Source organism: Streptomyces sp. HPF1205, from assembly GCF_020400825.1.
In the GTDB taxonomy this organism is placed as follows: domain Bacteria; phylum Actinomycetota; class Actinomycetes; order Streptomycetales; family Streptomycetaceae; genus Actinacidiphila.
In genome coordinates this window covers 39,560-63,148 of sequence record NZ_JAINVH010000025.1, presented here as the reverse complement: position 1 = coordinate 63,148, position 23,589 = coordinate 39,560, and the positions used below count along the sequence as shown (strand labels likewise).

Annotated in this window: 22 protein-coding genes; 12 read left to right on the top strand and 10 right to left on the bottom strand. The window is 73.9% G+C overall.

Going from position 1 to position 23,589, the window contains the following annotated elements:
• Nucleotides 1–41: 41 nt before the first annotated feature.
• Nucleotides 42–926, bottom strand: coding sequence for a hypothetical protein (locus K7G61_RS25260; RefSeq protein WP_225849264.1), 885 nt, complete (start codon nucleotides 924–926; stop codon nucleotides 42–44).
• A 370-nt stretch (nucleotides 927–1,296) separates the two neighbouring features.
• Between K7G61_RS25260 and K7G61_RS25255 the strand changes: the two genes are divergently transcribed.
• Nucleotides 1,297–2,499, top strand: a complete 1,203-nt coding sequence (locus K7G61_RS25255) for a S53 family peptidase (RefSeq protein WP_225849263.1) — start codon at nucleotides 1,297–1,299, stop codon at nucleotides 2,497–2,499.
• A gap of 75 nt (nucleotides 2,500–2,574) precedes the next feature.
• Here K7G61_RS25255 and K7G61_RS25250 read toward each other — a convergent pair whose 3' ends face one another.
• A complete protein-coding gene (locus tag K7G61_RS25250; protein WP_225849262.1) occupies nucleotides 2,575–3,180 on the bottom strand; it encodes a hypothetical protein in 606 nt (201 codons plus the stop codon).
• 321 nt (nucleotides 3,181–3,501) lie between these two features.
• A complete protein-coding gene (locus tag K7G61_RS25245) occupies nucleotides 3,502–4,194 on the bottom strand; it encodes a DUF4097 family beta strand repeat-containing protein (protein WP_225849261.1) in 693 nt (230 codons plus the stop codon).
• Between the two features lie 221 nt (nucleotides 4,195–4,415).
• Between K7G61_RS25245 and K7G61_RS25240 the strand changes: the two genes are divergently transcribed.
• A complete protein-coding gene (locus K7G61_RS25240) occupies nucleotides 4,416–5,279 on the top strand; it encodes a helix-turn-helix domain-containing protein (RefSeq protein ID WP_374204228.1) in 864 nt (287 codons plus the stop codon).
• Here K7G61_RS25240 and K7G61_RS37360 read toward each other — a convergent pair.
• Together K7G61_RS37360 and K7G61_RS25225 are read right to left on the bottom strand one after the other, a co-directional pair.
• Entirely contained in the window at nucleotides 5,233–6,999 is a 1,767-nt protein-coding gene (locus K7G61_RS37360) for a SpoIIE family protein phosphatase (protein ID WP_374204230.1), read from the bottom strand. The two genes, K7G61_RS25240 and K7G61_RS37360, sit on opposite strands and share 47 nt — an antisense overlap.
• A 212-nt stretch (nucleotides 7,000–7,211) precedes the next feature.
• Nucleotides 7,212–7,937: a hypothetical protein gene (locus K7G61_RS25225; protein ID WP_225849260.1), complete on the bottom strand. Its 726-nt coding sequence runs from the start codon at nucleotides 7,935–7,937 to the stop codon at nucleotides 7,212–7,214.
• 251 nt (nucleotides 7,938–8,188) lie between these two features.
• On the opposite strand from K7G61_RS25225, the gene K7G61_RS25220 reads away from it, so the two are divergent.
• Together K7G61_RS25220 and K7G61_RS25215 are read left to right on the top strand one after the other, a co-directional pair.
• A complete protein-coding gene (locus K7G61_RS25220; protein ID WP_225849259.1) occupies nucleotides 8,189–9,625 on the top strand; it encodes a family 2B encapsulin nanocompartment shell protein in 1,437 nt (478 codons plus the stop codon).
• 325 nt (nucleotides 9,626–9,950) lie between these two features.
• Nucleotides 9,951–10,787 carry an undecaprenyl-diphosphate phosphatase gene (locus tag K7G61_RS25215; RefSeq protein ID WP_225849258.1) on the top strand — a complete coding sequence of 279 codons (837 nt, stop codon included), beginning with the start codon at nucleotides 9,951–9,953 and terminating at the stop codon, nucleotides 10,785–10,787.
• Between the two features lie 72 nt (nucleotides 10,788–10,859).
• Here the strand turns inward: K7G61_RS25215 and K7G61_RS25210 are convergent, their stop codons facing one another.
• The 4 genes from K7G61_RS25210 to K7G61_RS25195 form a co-directional block, all read right to left on the bottom strand.
• The gene (locus K7G61_RS25210) at nucleotides 10,860–11,315 is read right to left on the bottom strand and encodes a type II toxin-antitoxin system PemK/MazF family toxin (RefSeq protein ID WP_225849257.1); all 456 of its coding nucleotides are present in this window, start codon (nucleotides 11,313–11,315) and stop codon (nucleotides 10,860–10,862) included.
• A gap of 52 nt (nucleotides 11,316–11,367) precedes the next feature.
• The gene (locus K7G61_RS25205; RefSeq protein WP_225849256.1) at nucleotides 11,368–12,351 is read right to left on the bottom strand and encodes an aldo/keto reductase; all 984 of its coding nucleotides are present in this window, start codon (nucleotides 12,349–12,351) and stop codon (nucleotides 11,368–11,370) included.
• A 93-nt stretch (nucleotides 12,352–12,444) separates the two neighbouring features.
• Entirely contained in the window at nucleotides 12,445–12,972 is a 528-nt protein-coding gene (locus tag K7G61_RS25200) for a DUF3618 domain-containing protein (protein ID WP_225849255.1), read from the bottom strand.
• Nucleotides 12,959–13,486 carry a phage holin family protein gene (locus K7G61_RS25195; protein WP_308190696.1) on the bottom strand — a complete coding sequence of 176 codons (528 nt, stop codon included), beginning with the start codon at nucleotides 13,484–13,486 and terminating at the stop codon, nucleotides 12,959–12,961. The genes K7G61_RS25200 and K7G61_RS25195 overlap by 14 nt, the downstream gene beginning before the upstream one ends.
• A 323-nt stretch (nucleotides 13,487–13,809) precedes the next feature.
• On the opposite strand from K7G61_RS25195, the gene K7G61_RS25190 reads away from it, so the two are divergent.
• Both K7G61_RS25190 and K7G61_RS25185 read left to right on the top strand, forming a co-directional pair.
• Nucleotides 13,810–14,142 (top strand): hypothetical protein, encoded by a 333-nt coding sequence (locus K7G61_RS25190; RefSeq protein WP_225849254.1) that lies wholly within the window; start codon nucleotides 13,810–13,812, stop codon nucleotides 14,140–14,142.
• A gap of 94 nt (nucleotides 14,143–14,236) precedes the next feature.
• The gene (locus tag K7G61_RS25185) at nucleotides 14,237–15,247 is read left to right on the top strand and encodes an aldo/keto reductase (protein ID WP_225849253.1); all 1,011 of its coding nucleotides are present in this window, start codon (nucleotides 14,237–14,239) and stop codon (nucleotides 15,245–15,247) included.
• A gap of 117 nt (nucleotides 15,248–15,364) precedes the next feature.
• On the opposite strand, the gene K7G61_RS25180 is transcribed toward K7G61_RS25185, so the two are convergent.
• The gene (locus K7G61_RS25180; RefSeq protein WP_225849315.1) at nucleotides 15,365–16,072 is read right to left on the bottom strand and encodes a hypothetical protein; all 708 of its coding nucleotides are present in this window, start codon (nucleotides 16,070–16,072) and stop codon (nucleotides 15,365–15,367) included.
• 369 nt (nucleotides 16,073–16,441) lie between these two features.
• On the opposite strand from K7G61_RS25180, the gene K7G61_RS25175 reads away from it, so the two are divergent.
• From K7G61_RS25175 to K7G61_RS25150, 6 genes are all read left to right on the top strand, one after another.
• The gene (locus tag K7G61_RS25175; protein WP_225849252.1) at nucleotides 16,442–17,851 is read left to right on the top strand and encodes an efflux RND transporter periplasmic adaptor subunit; all 1,410 of its coding nucleotides are present in this window, start codon (nucleotides 16,442–16,444) and stop codon (nucleotides 17,849–17,851) included.
• Nucleotides 17,848–18,966, top strand: a complete 1,119-nt coding sequence (locus tag K7G61_RS25170) for an ABC transporter ATP-binding protein (protein ID WP_225849251.1) — start codon at nucleotides 17,848–17,850, stop codon at nucleotides 18,964–18,966. The genes K7G61_RS25175 and K7G61_RS25170 overlap by 4 nt, the downstream gene beginning before the upstream one ends.
• Nucleotides 18,963–20,174: an ABC transporter permease gene (locus tag K7G61_RS25165; protein ID WP_225849250.1), complete on the top strand. Its 1,212-nt coding sequence runs from the start codon at nucleotides 18,963–18,965 to the stop codon at nucleotides 20,172–20,174. The genes K7G61_RS25170 and K7G61_RS25165 overlap by 4 nt, the downstream gene beginning before the upstream one ends.
• A gap of 61 nt (nucleotides 20,175–20,235) precedes the next feature.
• A complete protein-coding gene (locus K7G61_RS25160) occupies nucleotides 20,236–21,078 on the top strand; it encodes a hypothetical protein (RefSeq protein WP_225849249.1) in 843 nt (280 codons plus the stop codon).
• Nucleotides 21,079–21,243: 165 nt separating this feature from the next.
• Complete coding sequence (locus tag K7G61_RS25155) at nucleotides 21,244–21,981, top strand: response regulator transcription factor (RefSeq protein WP_225849248.1); 738 nt, start codon at nucleotides 21,244–21,246, stop codon at nucleotides 21,979–21,981.
• A gap of 5 nt (nucleotides 21,982–21,986) precedes the next feature.
• The gene (locus K7G61_RS25150) at nucleotides 21,987–23,564 is read left to right on the top strand and encodes a cell wall metabolism sensor histidine kinase WalK (RefSeq protein ID WP_225849247.1); all 1,578 of its coding nucleotides are present in this window, start codon (nucleotides 21,987–21,989) and stop codon (nucleotides 23,562–23,564) included.
• Nucleotides 23,565–23,589 lie beyond the last annotated feature (25 nt).

Genomic DNA, 23,589 nt, shown 5'->3' with positions numbered 1-23,589 from the left:
GGTCCGGGGCTACGGCTGCGGGTGGCGCGACGAGTCGCGGGTCAGTGCTGGCGGCTGCCGCGGCGGCGGAACCGGAACGCCGCGCCGACGGCCAGCAGGACGGCCGCCGCACCCGAGAGGCCGATCACCGAGGCGCCGGTCGAGGCGAGGCTGCCGCCGTTCGACGGGCCGTTGCCGGAACCGCCGTTGGTGGCAGCCGGGGTGGGCGTGGCGGTCGGAGAGGAGCTCGGCGAGGAGCTGGGGGTGCCGGTGGTCGAACCCGTCGTCGTACCGCCCGTGGTCCCGGCGGTCGTCCCGCCCGTCGTACCGCCGGTGGTTCCTCCGGTCGTACCGCCCGTGGTCCCGCCCGTCGTTCCGGCGGTGTCCCCACCCGTCGAACCGCCGGTCGTACCGCCGGTCGTCCCGGCCGTGTCCCCGCCCGTCGTACCGCCGGTCGTCCCGGCCGTGTCCCCGCCCGTCGTACCGCCGGTCGTCCCGGCCGTGTCCCCGCCCGTCGTACCGCCGGAAGTGGTGCCCGTGGCGGGGCAGTCGACCCAGAAGACCTTCTGCTTGGCCTTGCCGTGCTCGCCGTCGAAGTTCCACTCCAGCTTGTAGTGGCCGTCCGACAGGGTCATGTCGGCGGTGCGGCCGTCGCCCTGCGCGTCCAGGGTGATCGTGTCGCTGGCGACCGGGTTCTTCTTCGCGTCGTGCGCCTTGTCGATGATCTTCCAGCTCACGGACTGCTGCCCGTCGAAGCCGAAGGCGTCGAGGTAGAACGTGCACACCTGCGGCTCGTTCCCGGGCGGCTCCTGGCCGGTCTTCGCATCGTGGATCTTGATCGTGCCGTTGTCGCCGGGGGCGTTGTGGGCCGACGCCGCCGGGGCGAGCAACATGGTCGCCGCGGCCGCGGCGACCGCCGCAGCACCGACGTGGGGAAGGGCGCGCATGGGCATACCAACCTGAGGACGAAGGTGGAGCGGGGGGAGGTCACCAAGATTCCGGGGGCGCGAGGGCACCCGTCAAGTCCCGGACTGGGGCACAGAGTGACGGATGACCGGATTGTGCGCAGCCTTCCGATTCGCTCTCATAACAATCCGGCCACGAAGGATTGAACAAGCCAACCGCGGGAACCCCCCACCCCTTCACGGACACACGCACGTCAATCATGGACATGTCAGACGATAGTCCACCGAAGCCGCATTCGCGCAGGCAGGACTCACAAGCGACTCAAGACTTTAACGTTCCATGGCTTTCTCTTAGGGCGTTCTTCGACGACGCTGACGCCGTCGCAGATCTCCCCAACCCAAGGAGAGTCATATGCACTTGCGCGCACGGCTGGTGAGCACCGTGGCCGCGGCCCTGACGGCGATCCCGTTGACGGTCCTCGGTCCCGCGGCAATCTCGCACGCCACGTCGCAGGTCCCGGCCACGGCGAAGGCGGCGCACTCGTGCGCCACCGCCAAGGCCGGATTCGCCGCCTGCAAGGCGCTGGTCCGCACCGACCTCGTGTCCGCCAAGTCCCTTGCCCCCCAAGCCACGCCATCCGGCTTCGGGCCCGCCGCCCTGCAGTCCGCGTACAACCTGCCGTCGAGCACCGCCGGTTCGGGCCGCACGGTCGCGATCGTGGACGCGTACGACGACCCCACCGCGGAGGCGGACCTGGGCGTCTACCGCAGCCAGTTCGGGCTGCCCGCCTGCACCACGGCCAACGGCTGCTTCAAGAAGGTCGATCAGAACGGCGGCACCTCCTACCCGAAGAAGGACGGCGGCTGGGCGGAGGAGATCTCGCTCGACCTCGACATGGTCTCGGCGATCTGCCCCAACTGCCACATCCTCCTGGTCGAGGCGAAGACCCCGTCCTTCGCCAACCTGGGCGCGGCGGTCAACCGGGCCGCGGCGACCTCCGGCGTGGTGGCGATCAGCAACAGCTACGGCGGCTCCGACGCCTCCGACGCGAACTACGGCTCGTACTACAACCACCCGGGCATCGCGGTGACCGCGAGCTCCGGTGACAGCGGCTACGGCGCGAGCTATCCGGCCGACTCCCACTACGTCACCGCCGTCGGCGGCACCAGCCTGAAGTCCGCCTCCACCTCGCGCGGCTGGACCGAGAGCGCGTGGAGCGGCGCGGGCAGCGGCTGCTCCGCGTACAACACCGCGCTCAGCGGCGCCGCGTCCTTCGGCACCGGCTGCGCCAAGCGCGCCGAGGCCGACGTCTCCGCGGTCGCCGACCCCGCCACCGGCGTCGCCGTCTACGACAGCACCACCTACCAGGGCATGTCCGGCTGGATGGTCTTCGGCGGCACCAGCGTGTCCTCCCCGGTCATCGCCTCGGTGTTCGCCCTGGCCGGCAACACGGCCTCGATCGACAACAACTACCCCTACACCCACGCCTCGTCCCTGTGGGACGTGACCTCCGGCAGCAACGGCTCCTGCCCCACCACCCAGTGGTGCAACGCCCGCACCGGCTGGGACGGCCCGACCGGCCTCGGCACCCCGAACGGGACCGGCGCCTTCTGACACACGCCCGTCCGGCACGCTGACACCGACGCGGCCGGGCCGGGAGCCGCGGGGCTCCCGGCCCGGCCGCCGCCGTCAGCCGATGCCCGTGACCTGGAGCGCGGTGGTCCAGTCGGTACGGATCGCGCTGCGGGCCGAGGCCAGGGTGATGGTGCCGTTGCAGACGGCGTTCTTGAGCTTGGTCTCCACGCCGTCCTTGGTGTACGCGGTCTTCGTGCCGTAGTGCGGCTCGGGCCACAGGTTGCCCGGGTCGCGCGGCGCGCCGCCGAGCTCCAGCGGGACCAGGTGGTCCTCCTCGTAGTCCGACATGTTGGTGTCGGAGTAGCCGTAGTCGGCGATGCCCTGCTGCTTGAGCGCGTTGGTGTACGAGGTCGGCGGCCGCACGGTCCCGGTCCAGCCGGACACGCAGATCGTGCTGCGGATGGTGGACTGCGTCACGTCCGGGTTGTACGCGCCCGGGGTGCAGTACGGGTCGGGCAGCGGCAGGTACGCCTGCGAGCAGGTGCTCGCGTGGGCGGCGCCCGCGCCGACGCCGATGACCAGAGCGCTGACGGCGAGCGCGAGCGCGGAGCCGGCGGCCGCGGTACGGGACGCGGAACGGGCGGGGGACGCGGTGGTGCGGGCGGCGGTGGTACAGGCGGTGGTGGGGGACGCGGGGCGTATTCGGCTGATGGAGCGCATGGGGGTCTCCCGGTGGCGAGCGGCCCGGCCTGGAGCGCCAGGATCGTGTCCATGACACCCCAGACGGGGCTACGCGGGTAGACCGCCGACAGGGAATTCGCGGCACGTTCCCCTTCCCGTCGGGGAGTTGTGGCCGCCGCGTGGCCACGCGTGCCGCACATGGCCCCGCGTCCCGCAGGTGGCCCCGCGCCCCGCACATGGCTGACGGCCCCCACCCCGCGCGCACGAACGGGGCGGCGCACACCGGCCGGGCACCGGCGCACGCCGCCCCTCCGCACCCTCCGCGCCCTCCGTAAAGGAAGCGGGGATTCAGGCGGGGATTCACAGACTGCGGGCGGTGATGTCGCCGTAGGCGGTGGTCGCGTGGACGGTCAGGCCCGCGGCGGCGCCGTCGGCGTTCTTGAGCGCGTTGTCGATCCGGCCGTACGCGGTGCCGGCGTCCAGGGCGGCGGAGACGCCGCGGGCGGCGCCGACCGAGATGTCCCCGTGCTGGGTGCGCAGGACGACCTCGCCCCGCACGGCCTCGGTGACGACGAGGTCGCCCTTCTGGGTGCTGATCTCCGCGGGGCCGCCGAGGCGGCCGACGCGCACGTCGCCCGCCTGGAGGGTGACGCGGGCGCCTTCGGTCTCGTCGAGCTTGACGGTGGCCTGCGCGCCCTCGAAGACGACGTCGCCGAGCCGCCCGACACCGCGGAGTTCGGCCAGCGGCGCCTTGGCCTCGACCCGGGAACCCGCGGGCAGTTGGACGGTCACCTCAAGGGACCCGGAAGGGCCGAGGATCCGCCTCTTCGCACCCGGCGACTGGATCCGCAGCACGCCGTCGCCGTACGCCACCTCGACCTGCTCGGCGGCCTTCACGTCGGCGGTCTTGGCCGCGTCCGCGGGCAGGACCTCGACCGTGGTGTCGGTCCGGTCGGCGGCGATGAAGCGGATGAGTCCCGCGGGGATGTCGAGGACGACCGCGATGGGCGCGGGGGTGTCGAACGTCCGTGTCCCGTTCTGCTGCTTCTGCATCGTGCGCTCCTTCGGCTCGTTGTTCGCGATGACAGAAACGCTACGTTGCTTTCACGGATTCGGCAACGCGATCGTTGCATCATCTGGCTATATTCGCAGCTCACATCCACATATTCATTGCAATGGCCATGCGGGTAACGCAACACCCCCCCTGCCATTCATTGCAATGAACGCGAGTGAACGCTAAGCTCGGCACGCGACGGACCACGAAGGAGGCCGCGATGCCGGGAGGCAGACTGACCCAGCAGGAGCGCCGGCAGATCGCGCTGGGCCTGGCCGACGGCCTCGCCTACGCCGAGATCGCCAGACGCCTGGACCGTCCGACCTCGACGGTCACGCGCGAGGTGATGCGCAACGGCGGCCCCACCGCCTACCGGGCCGACCTCGCCCACCGCGCCACCGAGCACCGCGCCCACCGCCGCCGGCGGACCGCTCCCAAGGCCCCGGGTACGCCCCCGCAGGCGCACGGGCGCGACGCGGAGGCCGTGCGCGCGTACGAGGAGAAGTTCACCACCGTGCTCATGGGGGCCGGCCTGCCCACGATGATGTCCCGGGTGCTGGCCTGCCTCTACACCACCGACAGCGGCAGCCTCACCGCGTCCGAACTCGTCCAGCGCCTCCAGGTCAGCCCGGCGTCCGTCTCCAAGGCCATCGCGTTCCTGGACACCCAGGGCCTCGTCCGCCGGGAGCGCGACGAGCGGCGGCGCGAGCGCTACGTCGTCGACGACGACGTCTGGTACCAGGCGATGATGGCCAGCGCCCGGTCCAACGCCCAGCTCGTCGAGATCACCCGGGAGGGCGTCGGCGTCCTCGGCCCGGGCACCCGGGCCGGTGCCCGCCTGGAGAACGCCGCCCGCTTCGTCGACTTCGTCACCGAGAGCATCACCCGCGCCGCCGAGCAGGCCCGCGACATCCTGTACGCGAAAGCCGCGCCGCCGCCCGAGGCCACCCCCGAGCCCGCGTCGCCCCCGGACGCCACCGCGGAACGCGCGCCTGACCCGGACGCCACCGCCGGGCCCGCACCGGACCCGGCCCCCCTCAGCCCTGCGGAAAGCCCTGCGGAAACTCCTGCTCCACCCAGATGACCTTGCCCTCGGGGGTGTAGCGGGTGCCCCAGCGGGTGGAGAGCTGGGCGACCAGGAACAGGCCGCGCCCGCCCTCGTCGGTGCTGGCGGCGTGGCGCAGATGGGGGGAGGTGCTGCTGGCGTCGGCGACCTCGCAGATGAGGGTGCGGTCGAACAGCAGCCGTACGTGGATGGGCCCGGCGGTGTAGCGGATGGCGTTGGTGATCAGCTCGCTCAGCACCAGCTCGGTGGTGAAGACCAGGTCCTCCAGGCCCCAGCCGGCCAGCTGGTTGCTGGCGTCGTCGCGGATGTCGGCCACGGCCGCGGGATCGGGCGGTACGTCCCAGCGCGCGATCCGGTCCGCGGGCAGGGCGCTGGTGCGGGCGACGAGCAGGGCGATGTCGTCGCGCTGCTGGTCCGGCATCAGTGTGGCGAGCACGGCGTCGCAGAGCTCGTCCGGGCTCCGGTCGTCGGCGCCGGCCAGCGCGCCCGCCAGCAGGTCCAGGCCCTCGTCGATGTCCCGCCGCCGGTCCTCGACGAGGCCGTCGGTGTAGAGCACCAGCCGGCTTCCCTCGGGCAGCCGGCGCCGCACCGCCTCGAAGGGCAGGCCGCCCACGCCGAGCGGCGGGCCCGGCGGCACCTCCAGGTACTCCACCGTGCCGTCCGGCAGGGCCAGGGCGGGCGGCAGGTGGCCGGCCCTGGCCAGCTCGCAGCAGCGCGAGACCGGGTCGTAGATCGCGTACAGGCAGGTCGCGCCGGCGGTGGGCACCCCGGTGCCCTCCTCCTTGTCGATGCGCGCCACGAGCTCGTCCAGGTGGACGAGCAGTTCGTCGGGCGGCAGGTCGAGCATGGAGAAGTTGTGCACGGCGGTACGCAGCCGGCCCATGGTGGCGGCCGCGTGCATGCCGTGCCCGACGATGTCGCCGACGACCAGGGCGACGCGGGCGCCGGGCAGCGGGATGACGTCGAACCAGTCGCCGCCGACACCGGCCTGGGCGGGCAGGTAGCGGTAGGCGACGTCCAGGGCGTTCTGCTCGGGCAGGCCGTGCGGGAGCAGGCTGCGCTGCAGGGTGACGGCGGCGGTGGTGTTGCCGGTGACGGCCGAGTCGATCTGCTCCTGGGTGGTGTACTTCGTGTCGAAGACGCCGGTGTTGCGGCCGACCCGCAGCACCGCGACCCGGTCGGCGACCGGCCGGACCTCCTCCATCTCCGGGCTGACCAGGAGGACGCCCAGCATCCGGTCGCGCATCCGCCGGATCATGTCCAGGACGAGGGCGGCCTGGGCGGGCTCAAGCGCGGCGGTGGGCTCGTCCAGGATGACGAGCTGGGGGTCCCCGATCAGGGCGCGGGCTATCGCCACACCCTGCCGCTGGGCGGCCGACAGGGACGCGACCGGCACCCGGAGGCTGGGTATGCGTACCGACAGGGCGTCCAGCAGGGCGCGCGAGCGCTCCTCCATCTCGACCTCGCGCAGGCGGCCGAAGCGGCGCAGCTCACGGCCGAGGAAGAGGTTGCCGACCGTGTCGAGGTTGTCGCACAGCGACAGGTCCTGGTGAACGGTCGCGATGCCCAGCCGCCGCGCGTCGGACGGGCGGCGCAGCGCCACCGGGCGGCCGTTCCACTCGATGACGCCGCTGTCCGGCGGGGCCACCCCGGCGATCGCCTTGACGAGGGTGGACTTGCCCGCGCCGTTCGTCCCGACCAGGCCGACCGCTTCCCCCCGCCGGACCTCCAGGTCCACCTCGCTCAGCGCCTGCACGGCGCCGAACCGCTTGGAGATCCCGCGCACGGCCAGCAGCGGAGTCTCGCCCAACGGACACCACCTCTTCCCCCTGCCGGCCCTGGCCCCGCCCTCCGAGTCTGCCTGTTACGGAGCCGCCCCGCACCGTGAGGAACGCGGCGGCATCGGGGCGCCGCGCCGGACCGGCACCGCGGGAAGGCGGGGCCCGCGGTTCAGGCCCGCGAGTCGGCGCCCTCCGCGGCCGTCGCGTCCTCGGTTGCCTTTACGTCCTCGGCTGCCTTTACGTCCTCGGTTGCCTTCGCGTCCTCTACTGCCTTCTCCGGCTCGCCCTCGGCGGCCTTCTCCGGCTCTTCCGGCGCCCCTTCGTCGAAGCGCGCGTCGAGTACGGCGTCGAGCTCGGCCGTCCACCGCTTGAGCGCGGCCCGCGAGGGGGCCTCGACGTCGCCCTGGTACGAACGGCGCTTGACGGTGTGGACGGTGACGCCGAGCCGCTTGCCGAACCGCGGGGTGCCGATCTCCACCGCGCCGATCTCGGGCCAGCGGAACTCGGCGGCCTCGCCGTCCAGCGTCAGGGTGATGCCGACGTGGTCGGCGACGATGCTTCCGCGGTGGTCGGACGCCTCGAAGACCGGGCCGTCGTCGGGCTCGGGAAGGGATTCCGCTTCATCGCCCTCGTCGTCGCCGACGAGGTCCGCGAGGGTGCCGCGTACCCCCTCTCGTACGGGCTCCCGTACGGAATCACGTACGGGCTCCTGATCGGTATCGCGTGCCGCGCCGGTCGACGGCGGGGATTCCGTTTCCGCGTCGGCGCCGGGCCGGTCCGCGGCCTTGGGTGCCGCGGCGGGCTGCCGCGGCGGCGGTGTGAGGCCGGGTATGTAGGCGGGGTCCATGCCCGCTGCGGTGACCGGCGGGACGAGGTGATCTGTGCGCTGCTCCACGGCGGGCAGTATGGCCGATGGAGCTGTGCCGTCAAGCCACTTGCGCACGGACACCGGCCGCGGCCGTCACCCGATCCAGCGAGCGTACGGGGGCGCGGGGCGGGCGCCGCGGAATGCCCCGGTGCGACCGCCGCCGGACGTTGCCCCGGCGGCCGGAGTGGAAAGCCTTCCGCACGCAGCGTGCCGAGGGACCAGGGCCGGGAGGGCCGGCGCCGGACGGACCCGCGGCGACGACAGGAAGAGGTACGCACGTGTCCGTCGAGACGAGTGCCGCGCCGGCCGGGGGCGCGGCGGAAGAGGCGGGGCGGGCGGGGCCGCCGAGCAGTCTGGGCACGGCGGCGGCGCGCAACCTCGCGACGACCACCAAGTCCGAACCGCAGATGCGGGCCGTCAGCTCGCGGTGGCTGCTGCGGACGCTGCCGTGGGTGAACGTCGCGGCGGGCACGTACCGGGTCAACCGCCGCCTGTCGTACGTGGTGGGCGACGGCCGGATCACCTTCGTCAAGACCGGCTCCCGGGTCCGGGTGGTCCCGGCCGAGCTGGGCGAACTCCCGCTGCTGCGCGGATTCGAGGACGGGGCGGCGCTGGGCGCGCTGGCCGAGCGGTTCGAGCAGCACGAGTACGGCCCGGGACAGCTCGTCGCCGAGCGCGGGCAGGACGCCGGGCACGTCCACCTGATCGCGCACGGCAGGGTCGAGCGGATCGGCGAGGGTCCGTACGGGGAGGAGACCGTGCTGGGCGTGCTCGCCGACGGCGACGCCCTGGGCGGTCAGGTCCTCGCCGAGGCCGGCCACACCTGGGAGTTCACCGCCCGCGCGGCCACCGCAGTGACCGTGCTCTCGCTGCCGCTGTCCGCCTACCAGGCGGTCGCCGACCGGCACGCGGCGCTGCGCGCCCACGTGGGGCGGGTGAGCCCCGACGGTTCCGCGCCGCGCAACTCCTCCGGCGAGGCCGACATCGCCGTCCGCTCCGGCCACACCGGCGAACCGCGGCTGCCCGGCACCTTCGCCGACTACGAACCGGAGCCGAGGGAGTACGAGCTCGGTGTCGCCCAGACCGTCCTGCGGGTGCACTCCCGGGTCGCCGACCTCTACGGCCACCCCATGGACCAGACGCAGCAGCAGCTCAAGCTCACCGTCGAGGCGCTGCGCGAGCGCCAGGAGCACGAGCTGGTCAACAACCCGGACTTCGGCCTGCTGCACAACGCCGACTACGACCAGCGGATCTCCACCCACTCCGGCCCGCCCACGCCCGACGACCTGGACGAGCTGCTGAGCATGCGGCGCGACACCCGCTACCTGTTCGCCCACCCCAAGGCCATCGCCGCCTTCGGCCGGGAATGCACCCGGCGCGGCATCTACCCCGGCGCCGCCGACATCGGCGGCCACCACCTGCCCGCCTGGCGCGGCGTGCCGCTGCTGCCCTGCGGCAAGATCCCGGTCACCGCCCGCCAGAGCTCCTCCATCATCGCCGTCCGCACCGGCGAGCAGGACCAGGGCGTCATCGGGCTGCACCGGACCGGCGTCCCGGACGAGATCGAGCCGGGCCTGAACATGCGGTTGATGGGCATCGACGAGAAGGCCGTCGCGTCGTACCTGGTCAGCACCTATTTCTCCGCCGCGGTCCTGGTTCCCGACGCCCTGGGCGTGCTGGAGAACGTGGTGGTGGCCCGGCCGGACGGAAGCTGACCGCGCGGCGGCGGCCGGGCGCCGGAGCCGGGCGGGGGTCCCCAGCGGTGGGGACCCCGAGGCCGGCGGGCCACCGAGCCCCTCGTGCCACCGAGGCCGGCGAACCGCCGGTAAGGGGCGCAAGCGCCCTTGCCGATACGGCGAATCCCGGGGGCCGGCCCTAGGCTGTTGCCTTCGCTCGCGGCGGGCGTCGCGCGGGTCCGGTTGGTCCGGGGCCCCGGCGTCCTCTAAAGTCGCGGCCGATACGTCTACACGCTTGTAGACAGCTCGTGCCGCCCGCCGCGGAGCCCCGCCGCGACCGCCGCGAACCCCAGGGATGGACCCATTGAGCGCGATCAGTATCGGACAGGCCGCCGTGCTGGGAGTCGTGGAGGGCGTGACCGAGTTCCTGCCGGTCTCCTCCACCGGCCACCTGAAAATCGCCGAAGGCCTGATGAACATCCCGGTGGACGACAAGGCCGTCGTCGGCTTCACCGCGGTCATCCAGGTCGGCGCCATCGCGGCCGTCCTGGTCTACTTCCGCAAGGACATCGCCCGTATCGTCTCCGCCTTCGCCCGCGGGCTCGCCAACCGCGAGGAGCGCTACCACCACGACTACAAGTTCGCCTGGTGGGTGATCTACGCCACCCTCCCGATCGTCGCCGTCGGCCTGGCCGCGAAACCGCTGATCGACGGACCGCTGGCCTCGCTGTGGGTGGTGGCCGGTTCCCTGATCCTGGGCAGCGGCTTCATGTGGGCGGCCGACCAGATGGGCCGCCACAAGCGCGGCGAGGACGACACCGACGTCAGGGACGCGATGGTCGTCGGCTGCTCGCAGATCCTGGCCCTGCTCTTCCCCGGCTTCTCGCGGTCCGGCGCCACCATCTCGACCGCGCTCATCCGCGACCTCGACCGCCTGGCCGCGACCCGGCTGTCCTTCTTCCTCGGCATTCCCGCCCTGACCGGCGCCGGTCTTTACGAGCTCAAGGACGCGCTCGGCACGGGCGCGGGATCGGGACCGCTCGTCGTGGGCACCCTCATCTCCTTCGTGGTGGCCTACGCCTCGATCGCCTGGCTGCTGAAGTTCGTCTCGAACCACAACTTCAACGCCTTCGTCAACTACCGGCTCGTCATCGGCGTCGGCCTCATCGGCCTGCTGGCGACCGGGGTGCTCAGCGCCTGAGTTCCGCCGTACGCACGGGCCGCGCCACCACTTCGCGGTGGCGCGGCCCTTCGCGTGCGCGCGGCCGGCGCCTCAGCTCCAGCGGTAGAGCTCCTTCAGCCGGTTGACCACCGTGTTGAAGCGGCCGCGGTCCAGGGCGCAGGCCTCGCGGCGCATGCCCTGCTCGTGCAGGCGCATCACCCGGTCCAGCGCGACCCAGGAGTCGCGGCCCGCGCGGTCCCAGGGGCCCGCGCCGATGGCCACGCACTCGCGGTCGTGGTCGTGGCGCTTGCTGGACAGCTGGACGGCGAGCAGGGTGCCGCCCGGCTCGCGGGCCACGACGAGGACCGGGCGGTCCTTGCCGCGGCCGTCGTTCTCCTCGAAGGGCACCCAGGTCCACACGATCTCGCCGGGGTCCGGGTCGCCGTCGTGCGCGGGCGCGTACTCGGTGCGCACCCGGCCGACGGTCCCCGGGTCGATCTCGGTCGTGGCGTACGGGCCCGCGGCCCCCGGGAACTCGGCGTGCGCGTCGTCAGTGAAGGTCGTCACCCGCACGACCCTAGGCCCTGCCCCGGCCGGCGGCGCTGCCCGGGGCGGCCGCTCACCAGCGGTCGTGCACCTGGGCCCGGATCCGGCGGTCGTACAGGTCGCGGACGGCGGCCAGGGTCGCCTCTGGCAACGGCGGCAGGCCCGCCGCCGCGGCGTTGGACCTGGCCTGGGTCACCGAGCGGGCGCCGGGGATGACGGTGGTGACACCCGGCTGCTGGACGATCCAGCGCAGCGCGGTCTGTGCCGGGGTGGCGCCGGAGGGCGCCAGCGCGGCGAACTCCCCGGCCGCCGCCAGCCCCGTCTCGTAGTCCACGCCCGAGAAGGTCTCGCCCTGGTCGAACGCCTCGCCGTGCCGGTTGTAGGCGCGGTGGTCGTCCGCCGCGAAGACGGTGTCACGGGTGTACTTCCCGGTCAGCAGGCCCGACGCGAGCGGTACCCGGGCGATGATGCCGACCCCGGCCCGCTCCGCCTCGGGCAGCACCCGCTCCAGCGGCTTGAGGCGGAAGGGGTTGAGGATGATCTGCACGCTCGCCACGCCGGGCCGGGCTATCGCGGTCAGCGCCTCCTCGCAGGTCTCGACGCTCACCGCGTAGTGCGCGATCCGCTTCTCCGCGACAAGGGTGTCGAGGGCGTCGTACACCTCGTCGGAGGAGTACACGGCCGTCGGCGGGCAGTGCAGCTGGACCAGGTCCAGCGTGTCGACGCCCAGGTTGCGGCGCGAGCGGTCGTTCCACGCGCGGAAGTTGTCCAGCACGTAGTTCTCGGGGAGCTGCTCGGCCCTGCGGCCCATCTTCGTGGCGACGAAGACGTCCGCGTCCGGCCGCTCCCGCAGGTAGCGGCCGATGAGCTGCTCGCTGCGGCCGTCCCCGTACACGTCCGCGGTGTCGAAGAAGGTGACGCTCGCCTCCACCGCCGCGTCGAGCACGTCGAGGGCGTCCTGCTCCCGCACGTCGCCCCAGTCGGCACCCAGCTGCCATGTCCCCAGCCCGACGACCGACACGGCCCGGCCGGTCCTGCCCAGTACGCGTTCTTCCATGTCCGCGATGCTACGTCGCCGGGCCGGCCGGCCGTCGCCGTTGTCCACAGCCCCCGGCCGGACCCCGGCCGGGGCCCCGCGGCGGCCCGGACGTCACCGCCGGTACCGGTAGTACCAGGAGGAGGCGCGGGACTGGTCGAAGTCGCCGTGCTGCCTGGCCCACATGATCGCGGCGACCGTGGCCGCGGTGAGGGACACGGCGGCCACGGCGTACAGGGTGCGGGCCTGGTCCTCCGACATACGGCCCGCCTTCGCCCCGGCCCTGGTGGCGGCGTCGTGCGCGGCTTCGGCGGCCCGCTCCTTGGCCCCCTCGGCCTTCGCCGCGGCCCGCTCGCGGGCTTCCTGTGCCCTGTCCGCGGCCTGGTCGCGTGCGTCCCGCGCCGCGGCCTGTGCGGTGGAGGCGCCGGACGCCGCGCCGGACTTCGCGCCGTGCTGGGTGCGGTGGAAGGTGGCCCGGACGCGGGCGGCCGTGTCGGATGCCTTGGCCTTGGCCCGGGCCGGGACGTCGGCCCTGGCGGCGAGCTCCTCGATCGTCTCCCCGAGCTGCTCCCTGGTGCGGGCGATCTCCCGTTCCATCTCGGCGATGGACGGGCTCGACTTGTGCTGGTCACCGCGAGTCATGCTTCGTGGCCCTTTCCTTCATGGTCTCCAGATCGGTCCGGACGCTGTCGACCGCCTCGCCGGGTACGGGCGGCACGGCCCGTTTCATCTCCCTGCGCCCGGCGAGCGCCAGGATCGCGGCGAGCAGCATCAGGCCGCCGGCGACGATCAGGGCCGCCGCCCATACGGTCAGCGGGCCCGCGATCCCGGCGATCGCGGCCGTGATCAGGCAGGCCAGCCCGAAGAACGCCATCAGCCCGGCCCCGCCGAACAGCCCGCCGCCGAAGCCGGCCTGCTTGCCCTTGCGGGTGAGCTCGGCCTGCGCCAGCCGCAGTTCCTGCCGCATCAGCTCCGACAACTGCTCGGTCCCCTGCTTCACCAGCGCGCCGACCGACCGGCCGCCGTCCGCGCGGCCGCCGTGGGCGCGGCGGTCGTGCGCCGCGCCGCCGTCGGCCGCGCTCCGGGCGGCACCGCCGCTCGTGCCGGCCTCGTCCAGGCGGGCCCCACTGGTCCGGGCCCGGGTCACGTGTGCCACGACCCCTCACCTCCGTCGTCGCCGTCCCGAGAACACCCCCTCACCAACCGTCGTCTTTCCACCCGGCGGCGGGGGAAACGAATCACCGCGGCCGGGCCGTGCCGGGACCTGCCGGGGCCTGCCGGGGCCGCCCGGTGCGGCCCGGTCGCGCTTCGCGCGCGTAACGCCCGTGCTTCGGCCGGGCACCGGGCGTTAACTCGGCGTGAAGACCGAGCGCGAAACGGTGGTTACCCTGCGTTCGGCACTTGCACTGACACATGGCGGGCGTACGCTCGTCGAGTGGAGCGCCAAAATGGTGCAAATCGGATAGGGGTGTGCGCGAAATGACGGTGTACGGGTCCCGGCACGACAAGGTCTCCCAGGAGGCCAGCCACCGCCGGGCTCTGGTGCTCAGCGAGGTCGCGACGGAAGGCACGCCGGGGCTCTCCCGGGTCCTGCGCCGCGCCGCCTCGATCGACGGCGACGCGGCGGACATCCAGGTCGCCGCGCTGGTCCGGGCGCTGCCCGGGATGGGCGCCCTGGACTGCCACGACCTCCTCAGCCGGGCCCACATCCGCGAGGCCGGCCGGGCCGGCGACCTCACCCCCGGCCAGCGCGTCGCCCTCGTCGAACTGGCCGACCGCACGCAGAAGCTCCGCGCGACGCAGGAGGCGTAGCCCCGCGCGCCCGGCAGGTCCGCGGGGGCCGGGCCGGCGACCTCACCCCGCCAGGGCTTGCGGTGGAGCGCACTCCAAGGTGTTCGCTGGGGTCATGGAGTACACGCAGCTGGGACGGACCGGGCTGAAGGTCGGCCGCATCGTGCTGGGCACGATGAACTTCGGCGGGCACACGGACGAGGGGGCGGCGCACGCGCTCATGGACGCCGCCCACGAGGCGGGGATCAACCTCTTCGACACCGCCAACATCTACGGGCGGGACGGGCACAAGGGACTGACCGAGGAGATCATCGGCGACTGGTTCGCCAAGGGCGGCGGGCGGCGGGACCGGACCGTGCTGGCCACCAAGGTCTACGGGAACACGACCAACGACGGCAAGGCGTGGCACGAGCACTCCTGGCCCAACCACGACCGGCTCAGCGCGCTGAACATCCGCCGTGAGGTCGAGGCGAGCCTGCGGCGGCTGCGCACGGACCACATCGACGTCTACCAGTTCCACCACGTGGACCGGGCCACCCCGTGGGAGGAGATCTGGCAGGCGATCGACGTCCTGGTGCGGCAGGGCAAGATCCTCTACGCCGGGTCGAGCAACTTCGCCGGCTGGCACATCGCGCAGGCCAACGAGGCCGCCGCGCGCCGCGGGTCGCTCGGACTGGTCTCCGAACAGTGCCTGTACAACCTCGCCGAGCGGCGGGCGGAGATGGACGTGATCCCGGCGGCGCAGGGCTACGGCCTCGGGGTGATCCCCTGGTCGCCGCTGCACCAAGGGCTGCTCGGCGGGGCGCTGCGCAAGGAACGCGAGGGCGGCGGCGCGCGCACCTCGGCCGGCCGCTCCGCCGCGGGGCTCGCCGACCCGCGGACGAGGGCGCGCGTGGAGGCGTACGAGGAGCTGTGCGCGAAGTACGGGCTGGAGCCGGGCGAGGTCGCCCTGGCCTGGCTGCTCGGCCGGCCCGGCGTGACCGGGCCGATCGTGGGACCGCGTACCGCCGGGCACCTGGACTCGGCGCTGCGGGCGGCCGAGCTGACGCTGGACGACGAGTTCCTCGCCGCGCTCGACGAGATCTTCCCCGGCCCGGGCCCCTCGCCCGAGTCCTTCGCCTGGTAGCCGGTCGTACCGGGGTACGACCGTACGACTGTACGACCGTGCGGCGTTACGGCGGCGGTTCGCGGTGACGGGGGCGCGTACGCCTGGAAGTACGCGCCCCCGTCTCGGCCACCCGTGTCAGGTCGTGGCCGCCGGCGAGGGCGAGGCGGCACCCGACGGGCGCTGCGGGAGCAGCGCGCGGCAGGTCTCGTACGCCTTCGCCGTCTTGGGGTCGGCGGTGTTCAGCCCGCGCGGGCCGCCGAAGCCGGGACCGAAGCCAGGGCGGCCGGAACCGTTCGACGCGCCCGGGGACGGCGTGGGCAGCACCACCCCGTGGTCCTTCAGGCAGCTCGTGAACGCCTTGAAGGCGGTCGAGTTCGCGCCCCCGCCACGCCCGTTGAACCGCGGCCGCAGCGATGCGCAGGCGTCCAGCGCCTTCTGGGTGGCCGCGTCGGGCGTGCCTCCGCCGAACCCGGGGAACCCTCCGCCGTATCCGCCGCCGTATCCGCCGCCGGACCCGCGCCCGCCCCCGCCCCCGCGTCCGGCCCCCGGCGACCCGGAGGGCCGCCCCGCTCCCGGCGAACGCCTCGCGAACGTGGGCAGGTTCAGCCCGTGCTGCGACAGGCACGTGCGGTAGGCCTGCATCTCCTGCGCGCCGTTCCCGGACGCCGAGGCCGCCGCCGACACCGATCCCGACGGCGAGCCGGACGCCGACGCCGTACCGGACGAGGACGACGAGCAGGCGGTGAGCAGCAGCGCGCCCGACGCGGCCAGCGCGGCGACGGACAGGCCGGCCCGCACCGCGGTCGCGGCCGCGGTGGTGGTCCGGCTGGTGGTCCGGGTCATCTCCGTACGTCCCCTCGGGTCACAGCGGTTCGGTGAGCGGGTGAGTCAGCGGGTGAGTCAGCGGTTCGGTGAGCGAATCGGTCAGCGGTTTTCGTGGCCGGGCGCCGCCCACGTCGGATGGCGTTGGCGGGGACGCGGACGGCGGGGTCCGACTCAACCGCACGCGCATAGGGACTCCCGGGGACCCGGCTGTGAGTTTCCGGGGAGCCGGTGAGGGCGCGACCGCGCGCGGTGACGGATTCCGGCCCGTTTCCTTCGCGTACGGGCGCTTCGCGGTACGGATACGGCGGCCGGGGCGGGCCGCGGCTCCCAGCGAACTCCCAGGAATCTCCCAGGGCTTCAAAGGTGTGCGCGGCCAGGATGCGCGCCATGAAGGTGCTCCCACGGCGGCGCAGGGCCGTCCTGATCAACTCGGTGCTCGGCGTCGTGGTGCTCGCGGGCGCCGGCGGTGCCTACGCGGCCGTGCACGACAGCGGCGGCTCGTCCTCCGGCGGCGGCGCGGTACGGACCGCGACCGTCACCAAGGCGACGGTCCTGGCCACCGTGTCCGGGTCGGGCTCGCTGGTCTCGCCGAGCGACGCGGGCCTGAACTTCACCACGGGCGGCACCCTCACCGAGGTCGACGTCAAGCCGGGCGACAAGGTCACCAAGGGCCAGGTGCTGGCGAAGGTGGACCCGACCGACGCGAAGGCGGCGCTGAGCGAGGACGAGGCGTCGCTGACCGCCGCGCAGGCGAACCTCACGAAGGTGGAGGAGGGCGAACTGCCCGCCGCCAGCAGCGGCTCCGGCTCCGGAAACGGCGCCGGAAACGGATCGGCGGGTTCCGGTTCCGGCCGCGGCTCCGCGGCCGCGGTCACCCCGACGCCGACCCCCACGCCCACCGTGGACCCGGCCCAGCTCGCACAGGCCCAGGCCCAGGTCACCCAGGCGCAGAACAAGGTGGACGCCGACCAGCGGGCGGTGGACGGCTGCGTACTGACCGCCCCCGTCTCCGGCACGGTCGCCTCCGTGGCCGGCGCGAAGGGCGGCACCGTCTCCGGGACGGGCGCCTCGGGCTCCGGTTCGATCGGGGGATCCGGCTCCGGGTCGGGCTCGGGCTCCGGCGGCGGCTCCTCCGCGAGTTCGAGCTCCGGTTCCGGCTCCACGCCCACCGGCTTCATCGTGCTCACCAACCCCACCGGCATGGAGGTCACCGCGGACTTCTCCGAGACCGACGCGCTCAAGCTCAAGTCCGGCCAGGCCGCGACCGTCACGCTGAACGCCGAACCCGGCACCGTGCTCAACGCCAAGGTGCTGTCCGTCAGTTCGCTCCCGGTCAGCTCCGGCTCCGGTTCCGGCGGCGGCAACTCCGGCGGCAGCGCGGTCCAGTACGCGGCCACGCTCGTCATCACCAGCCCCACCGCGTCCCTGCGCACCGGCCTGAGCGCGAGCATCCAGGTCGTCACCGGGGAGGCGTCCGGCGCGCTGAGCGTGCCGACCGCGGCGGTCTCCGGCACCGGCGCCAACCGCACGGTCCTGGTGGTCGGCGCGGACGGCTCCACCACCCGTACCAACGTCACGGTCGGCGTCGAGGGCGACTCCGTGGACCAGATCACCAGCGGGCTGACCGAGGGCCAGAAGGTGGAGATCCCGAGCGTGGCCTCGTCCGGCAACGGCGGCTTCCCGAGCGGCGCGTTCCCCGGCGGCATCGGCGGCGGCAACCGGTTCGGCGGCGCCGGCGGACTGCGCGGCGGGGGCGGGGGCGGCGGCTTCCGCGGCACGGGAGGTGGCCGCGGATGAGGTGGCCGGGCAAGCCGGGTCCGGGAAGCCCGGGCCGCGGCGGACTGCACCGCGGGGCACGGAAGGCCGGTCGTACCACCGACCCCACCGACCCCACCGCCGGCACCGATGGCCCCGGCCCCGGCGGCGGCGAGGGCGGTGGCGAGGACGGCGGCCCGTGGGGCCCGCCCCCGGTCATCGAGGTGCGCGCGCTGGTCAAGCAGTACGGGCAGGGCGACGCGGCCGTCCGCGCGCTCGCCGGACCTGTCGACCCGGGGACCGGCGAGCCCGCCGGGATGGACCTGGTGGTCGAGCAGGGCGACATGGTCGCCGTCATGGGCAGTTCGGGCTCCGGCAAGTCCACGCTGATGAACATCCTCGGCTGCCTCGACGTCCCCACCTCCGGCCGCTACCTGCTGGACGGCATCGACGTCGGCGGCCTGGACGAGCACCAGCTCTCCCTGGTCCGCAACCGCAAGATCGGCTTCGTCTTCCAGTCGTTCAACCTGGTGCCGCGCACTCCCGCGCTCGCCCAGGTGGAACTCCCGCTCGCCTACGCCGGGGTGAAGGCCGCCGAGCGGCGGCGCCGGGCGCTGGCCGCGCTCGACCTGGTGGGCCTGGCCGACCGGGTCGGCCACCGGCCCAACGAGCTGTCCGGCGGCCAGCAGCAGCGCGTGGCCGTCGCCCGCGCGCTGGTCACCGCGCCCGCGATGCTGCTCGCCGACGAGCCGACCGGCAACCTCGACAGCCACAGCACCGAGGAGGTGCTCGGCATCGTGGACCGGCTCAACGCCTCGGGCCGCACCGTCGTCCTGATCACGCACGAGGACGAGGTGGCCCGGCACGCCAAGCGGGTGCTGCGGCTGGTGGACGGGCGGATCGTCGCGGACGTGCGGCAGGCACCCGTGGACGGGCCGCCGCCCGCGCTGCGCGACCCGGGCGCTTTCGCGGCGCGCGCGCCCCGGGCGGGCCACATGTCCGGCGTGTCCCACTCGACCGAGGGAGCCCAGGCGGCCCACGCGGTCCAGGCCGCGTCCGCGCCCCAGGAGGCCCGTCCCGCGCGGGCACTCCCCGCGCCGCCGCAAGCGCCGCAAGCCCTGACCGCCTCCGAGACCACCGGAGGTCCCCGGCCGTGAACGTGTTCGAGACCCTCCGTTTCGCCCTCGGCGGGCTGGCCGCCAACAAGGTCCGGTCCGGCCTGACGACGCTGGGCGTCCTCATCGGCGTCGCCGCCGTCATCATCCTGCTCGCGGTCGGCAACGGCTCCTCCCAGGCCGTCAAGGACTCCATCGAGAAGCTCGGCACGAACGCCCTGACCGTCTCCTCGGGCGCCGGCTTCGGCGCGTCCTCGACCGCGGCCGGCACCAAGCCGCTGACCGTGGACGACGCCCGCGCGCTGGCCGACCCCTCCCAGGCGCCCGACGTCGAGTCGGTCGCCCCCGAGGTCACCACCTCGCAGACCGCGCTGTACGAGGGGACCTCGCACACCGTCAACCAGGTCGTCGGCACCTACCCCGCGTACTTCAAGGCGTCCAACAGCAAGGTCGCCACCGGCGACTACTTCGGCGCCGACGACGTTCTGAACTCCCGCAAGGTGGCGGTGATCGGCTCGACCACGGCGACCGACCTGTTCGGCGCGGCGAGCCCGGTGGGCCGCAGGATCGTGGTGGGCGGCACGCCGCTGACCGTGGTCGGCGTACTGCAGACCAAGGGCGGCACCGGCTTCCAGGACCCGGACGACGTGGTGATCGCGCCGCTGCCGACCGTGCAGAACGCCTGGACCGGCTTCGGCCCGCTCAGCCAGATCCTGGTGGAGGCGAAGTCGGCGTCGGCCACCACGCCCGCGCAGAACGAGATCACCACCGTGCTGATGGCCCGGCACGGCATCAAGGACGCGAGCGCGCTGGACTTCCGGGTGGCCAGCCAGGCGTCGCTGCTGAGCACCCAGGCGTCCACCACCAAGACGTTCACCGTGCTGCTGGGCGCGGTCGCCGCGATCTCGCTGCTGGTCGGCGGGATCGGGATCACCAACATCATGCTGGTGACGGTCACCGAGCGGACCCGCGAGATCGGCATCCGCAAGGCGATCGGGGCGCCCAGGGGCGTCATCCTCGGCCAGTTCCTCGCCGAGTCCACCCTGCTGTCACTGGTCGGCGGCGGGCTCGGGGTGGTCGGCGGGCTGGTCGGCTCCCGCTTCACGATCGTCGGCATCAAGCCGGTGGTCATCCCGGAGTCGGTGATCGGCGCCTTCGCCATCGCCGTGGCCATCGGCCTGTTCTTCGGCGGCTACCCGGCCAACCGGGCGGCGGGCCTGCGGCCGATCGAGGCGCTGCGCCACGAGTGAGGCCCGGCGGTTCCAGCGGTCCAGACAATCAGACAGTTCCGAAGCCTAAGGAGAACCGGAGATGGCGCGACGCCGTACCGAACTGGTCAGGGCGGACGCCGCCGACACGGAGCTGCTGCCGCTCGTGCCCGAGCCCACCGGCGTGGCGATACCCGCTCAGCCCGGGGAGCCCGGGGAGCCCGGTCGGGTCGGGGAGGTCGGGGTGATCGAAGGGCCCGGCGGCGCGCCGGCCGAGCGGCCCGAGGACATCCTGGCGGTGCCGCCGGACGCGCGGGACATCTCGGCGGAGCTGGCGGCGCCGCCCCGGCGCAAACTGCCCTGGCTGACGCTGGTCCTGGCGGCCGGTGTGGTGGCGGCCGGGGCGTTCGCGGGAGGCGCGCTGGTGGAGAAGCACCACCTGAGGAACTCCCCGGCCGCCTCGGGCCGCGGCTTCTCCCTCGCGGGGGGCCGTGCGGGCGCGACGGCCGGCGCCGGCGGCCGCGCTTTCGGCGGGGGCGGCGGTACCGGAACGGGATCTTCCGGTACGGGCGCGGGTACGGGCGCCCCCGGCGGCACCGGCTCCGGCATGACCTTCGGCACCGTCAAGCTGGTCGACGGCAGCACGATCTACGTCACCGACGCCCAGGGCGACATCGTCAAGGTCACCACCGGCGGCTCGACCAAGGTCACCGAGTCCAAGGACGGCAAGGTCGGCGACCTCAAGCCGGGCCAGACCGTCGTCGTGCGCGGCACCCAGCAGTCCAACGGCGACATCGCGGCGACCACCGTGACGCAGGGCGGCGCCACCGGCGGCGGCTTCGGGGGATTCGGCGGGTCCGGAGGGTTCAGCGGGTTCGGCGGCGGCAACGGCGGCGCGGGCCGCTCCGGCGGGACCGGCGGGTCCGGGCCGTCCGGCGGGAACTGACGAGGCCGGGAACCGACGAGACCGGCCCGGCTCTCACAGGAGCGGCGCGTACCGTGCGGCCGGCAACCCCGCGGGGGGCCCAGGACCCAGGACCCAGGACCCAGGACACGGGACACGGGACACGGGACACGGGAGAACCAGGACCCGGCAGACCAGGAGGAGCCCATGGACGCGCCCGAGGCCAGCCTGCTGGTCGTCGACGACGAGCCGAACATACGGGAGCTGCTGTCGGCGTCCCTGCGGTTCGTCGGGTTCAAGGTGGTCTCCGCCGCCACCGGCGCCGACGCGCTCGCGGCGGTCGCCCGGGAGCGGCCCGACCTGGTCGTCCTCGACGTGATGCTGCCCGACATGAGCGGCTTCGCCGTCGTCAGGCGGCTGCGCGAGGAGTCGGGCCCGCACCCCTCGCGCCCCGCCGGCGGCGGCCCCGACCGGCTGCCCGTGCTGTTCCTGACCGCGAAGGACGGCGTCGAGGACAAGATCAACGGGCTGACCGCGGGCGGCGACGACTACGTCACCAAACCCTTCAGCCTGGAGGAGCTGATCGCCCGCATCCGCGCGATCCTGCGCCGCACGGGATCGCCCGCGGACGACGGCCGGCTGGCCGCCGGCGACCTGGAGCTCGACCTGCTCGGCCACCAGGTCACCCGCGGCGGCCGGCCGGTGTCGCTGTCACCGACCGAGTTCAAGCTGCTCGCCTACCTGATGGCCAACGCCGACCGGGTCGTCTCGAAGCTGCAGATCCTCGACCACGTGTGGGCGTACGACTTCGGCGGCGACCTGAGCATCGTCGAGTCGTACATCTCCTACGTCCGCCGCAAGGTCGACTCGGGCGCTGACGGGGCGGCCAAGCTGATCCACACCGTCCGGGGGGTCGGCTACGTGCTGCGGCGGCCGGTCGGGTGATCCGCATGCCGTCGCCTCGCCCGCGCGGCGCGCGGACCGAGGCCGCCGACGGGCACGGCGGCTCGTCGCCCGCGAGGCGAACCCGCTTCCGGTTCGCCGGCGTACCGCTGCGGACCCGGCTCGTCCTGCTCTCCCTCGTCCTGGTGCTGCTGGGGCTGGCCGTCAGCGACACGGTGGTCCTCGGCTCGGTGCGCGGCCAGCTGGTCGCCCGGGTGGACCAGCAGTTGCAGCGCTACGGGCAGCCGCTGGCCCGGCGGCTCGGCTCGGAGGGCGTGCCGCCGCGGCTGATGCGGATGGGCGGCCCGAGGGCGCTGCTGCCGAGCCAGTACGTGGTGGCCTTCGCGGCGGCCGACGGCAGCGTCTCGGACCAGTTCCGGCTGCCCGTGGCGGCGGGCGACCCGAAGCCGCTGTGGCCGCGGATGGACGCGGCCACCCTGCGGGCGCACTTCGGCAAGCCGTTCGACGTGCCGAGCGACCACGGCGGCGGGAGCTGGCGGGTGCTGATCGTCCCGGTCACCGCGTCCTCCGTGGCCGCCGCGGAGCACCCCGGTCCGGCCGTGCTGCCCGCCGGGGTCGTGGTCTCCGCCTCGCTGGACGAGGTGACCTCCACCACCGGCCATCTGAGGACCGCGTTCCTGCTGATCGGCGCGGTGGTGGCGGCGCTGCTCGGGCCGGCCGCCTGGTTCGCGGTGCGCGCCGGGCTGCGCCCGCTGCGGCGGATCGAGTCGACCGCGGCCGAGATCGCGGCGGGGCGGCCGCTGTCGCACCGGATGCCGCAGGAGTCGCCGCGTACCGAGGCCGGGCGGCTGTCGGCCGCGCTCAACGTGATGCTCGGGCGGATCGAGTCGGCGTTCGCGGCCCGGGCGGAGTCCGAGGAGCAGATGCGGCGGTTCGTCGCGGACGCGGGGCACGAGCTGCGCACCCCGCTGGCCGGCATCCGCGGCTTCGCCGAGCTGTACCGGATGGGCGCGCTGGGCGGCGAGGCGGACGTCAAGCGCACGATGGCGCGTATCGAGAGCGAGGCCGTACGCCTCGGCGGTCTGGTCGACGACCTGCTCACCCTGGTGCGGATGGACGAGCAGCGGCCGGTCCAGCTCGCCCCGATGGACCTGCGCACCCTCGCGGTGGACGCGCTGCACGACACCACCGCCCTCGACCCGACCCGCACGGTCACCCTCACCGGGCCCGGCGGCGGCCCCGGCAATCCGCCAGGACCGGCCCCCGTACTCGGCGACGAGGCCCGCCTGCGGCAGGTCGTCGCCAACCTCGTCGGCAACGCGGTCGCCCACACCCCGCCCGGCACGCCCGTCCGCATCGGCGTCGGCACCCGCGCCGGCCACGGCGTCCTCGAAGTCGCCGACCGCGGCCCCGGCCTGACCCCCGACCAGGCCGCGCGGGTCTTCGAACGCTTCTACCGCGTCGACCCCTCCCGCACCCGCACCCCGGCGGGCGGCGGCACGGGCCTCGGCCTGTCCATCGCCCACGCCCTGATCACCGCCCACGGCGGCCACGTCGACCTCGAAACCACCCCGGGCGAGGGCGCCCTCTTCCGCGTCCGCCTCCCCTCGGCCACGAACCCCTGACCCACCCGCCGCGCATCACGGTGAA

What these genes read in the sequence shown, in the direction of transcription:
- K7G61_RS25240 (WP_374204228.1), top strand. Translation starts at nt 4,416, where the DNA reads ATGCCGGGAGGCAGACTGACCCAGCAGGAGCGCCGGCAGATCGCGCTG.
- K7G61_RS25245 (WP_225849261.1), bottom strand. Translation starts at nt 4,194, where the DNA reads ATGCAGAAGCAGCAGAACGGGACACGGACGTTCGACACCCCCGCGCCC.
- K7G61_RS25170 (WP_225849251.1), top strand. Translation starts at nt 17,848, where the DNA reads ATGAGGTGGCCGGGCAAGCCGGGTCCGGGAAGCCCGGGCCGCGGCGGA.
- K7G61_RS25200 (WP_225849255.1), bottom strand. Translation starts at nt 12,972, where the DNA reads ATGACTCGCGGTGACCAGCACAAGTCGAGCCCGTCCATCGCCGAGATG.
- K7G61_RS25190 (WP_225849254.1), top strand. Translation starts at nt 13,810, where the DNA reads ATGACGGTGTACGGGTCCCGGCACGACAAGGTCTCCCAGGAGGCCAGC.
- K7G61_RS25205 (WP_225849256.1), bottom strand. Translation starts at nt 12,351, where the DNA reads ATGGAAGAACGCGTACTGGGCAGGACCGGCCGGGCCGTGTCGGTCGTC.
- K7G61_RS25185 (WP_225849253.1), top strand. Translation starts at nt 14,237, where the DNA reads ATGGAGTACACGCAGCTGGGACGGACCGGGCTGAAGGTCGGCCGCATC.
- K7G61_RS25260 (WP_225849264.1), bottom strand. Translation starts at nt 926, where the DNA reads ATGCGCGCCCTTCCCCACGTCGGTGCTGCGGCGGTCGCCGCGGCCGCG.
- K7G61_RS25175 (WP_225849252.1), top strand. Translation starts at nt 16,442, where the DNA reads ATGAAGGTGCTCCCACGGCGGCGCAGGGCCGTCCTGATCAACTCGGTG.
- K7G61_RS25250 (WP_225849262.1), bottom strand. Translation starts at nt 3,180, where the DNA reads ATGCGCTCCATCAGCCGAATACGCCCCGCGTCCCCCACCACCGCCTGT.
- K7G61_RS25150 (WP_225849247.1), top strand. Translation starts at nt 21,987, where the DNA reads ATGCCGTCGCCTCGCCCGCGCGGCGCGCGGACCGAGGCCGCCGACGGG.
- K7G61_RS25255 (WP_225849263.1), top strand. Translation starts at nt 1,297, where the DNA reads ATGCACTTGCGCGCACGGCTGGTGAGCACCGTGGCCGCGGCCCTGACG.
- K7G61_RS25180 (WP_225849315.1), bottom strand. Translation starts at nt 16,072, where the DNA reads ATGACCCGGACCACCAGCCGGACCACCACCGCGGCCGCGACCGCGGTG.
- K7G61_RS25160 (WP_225849249.1), top strand. Translation starts at nt 20,236, where the DNA reads ATGGCGCGACGCCGTACCGAACTGGTCAGGGCGGACGCCGCCGACACG.
- K7G61_RS25155 (WP_225849248.1), top strand. Translation starts at nt 21,244, where the DNA reads ATGGACGCGCCCGAGGCCAGCCTGCTGGTCGTCGACGACGAGCCGAAC.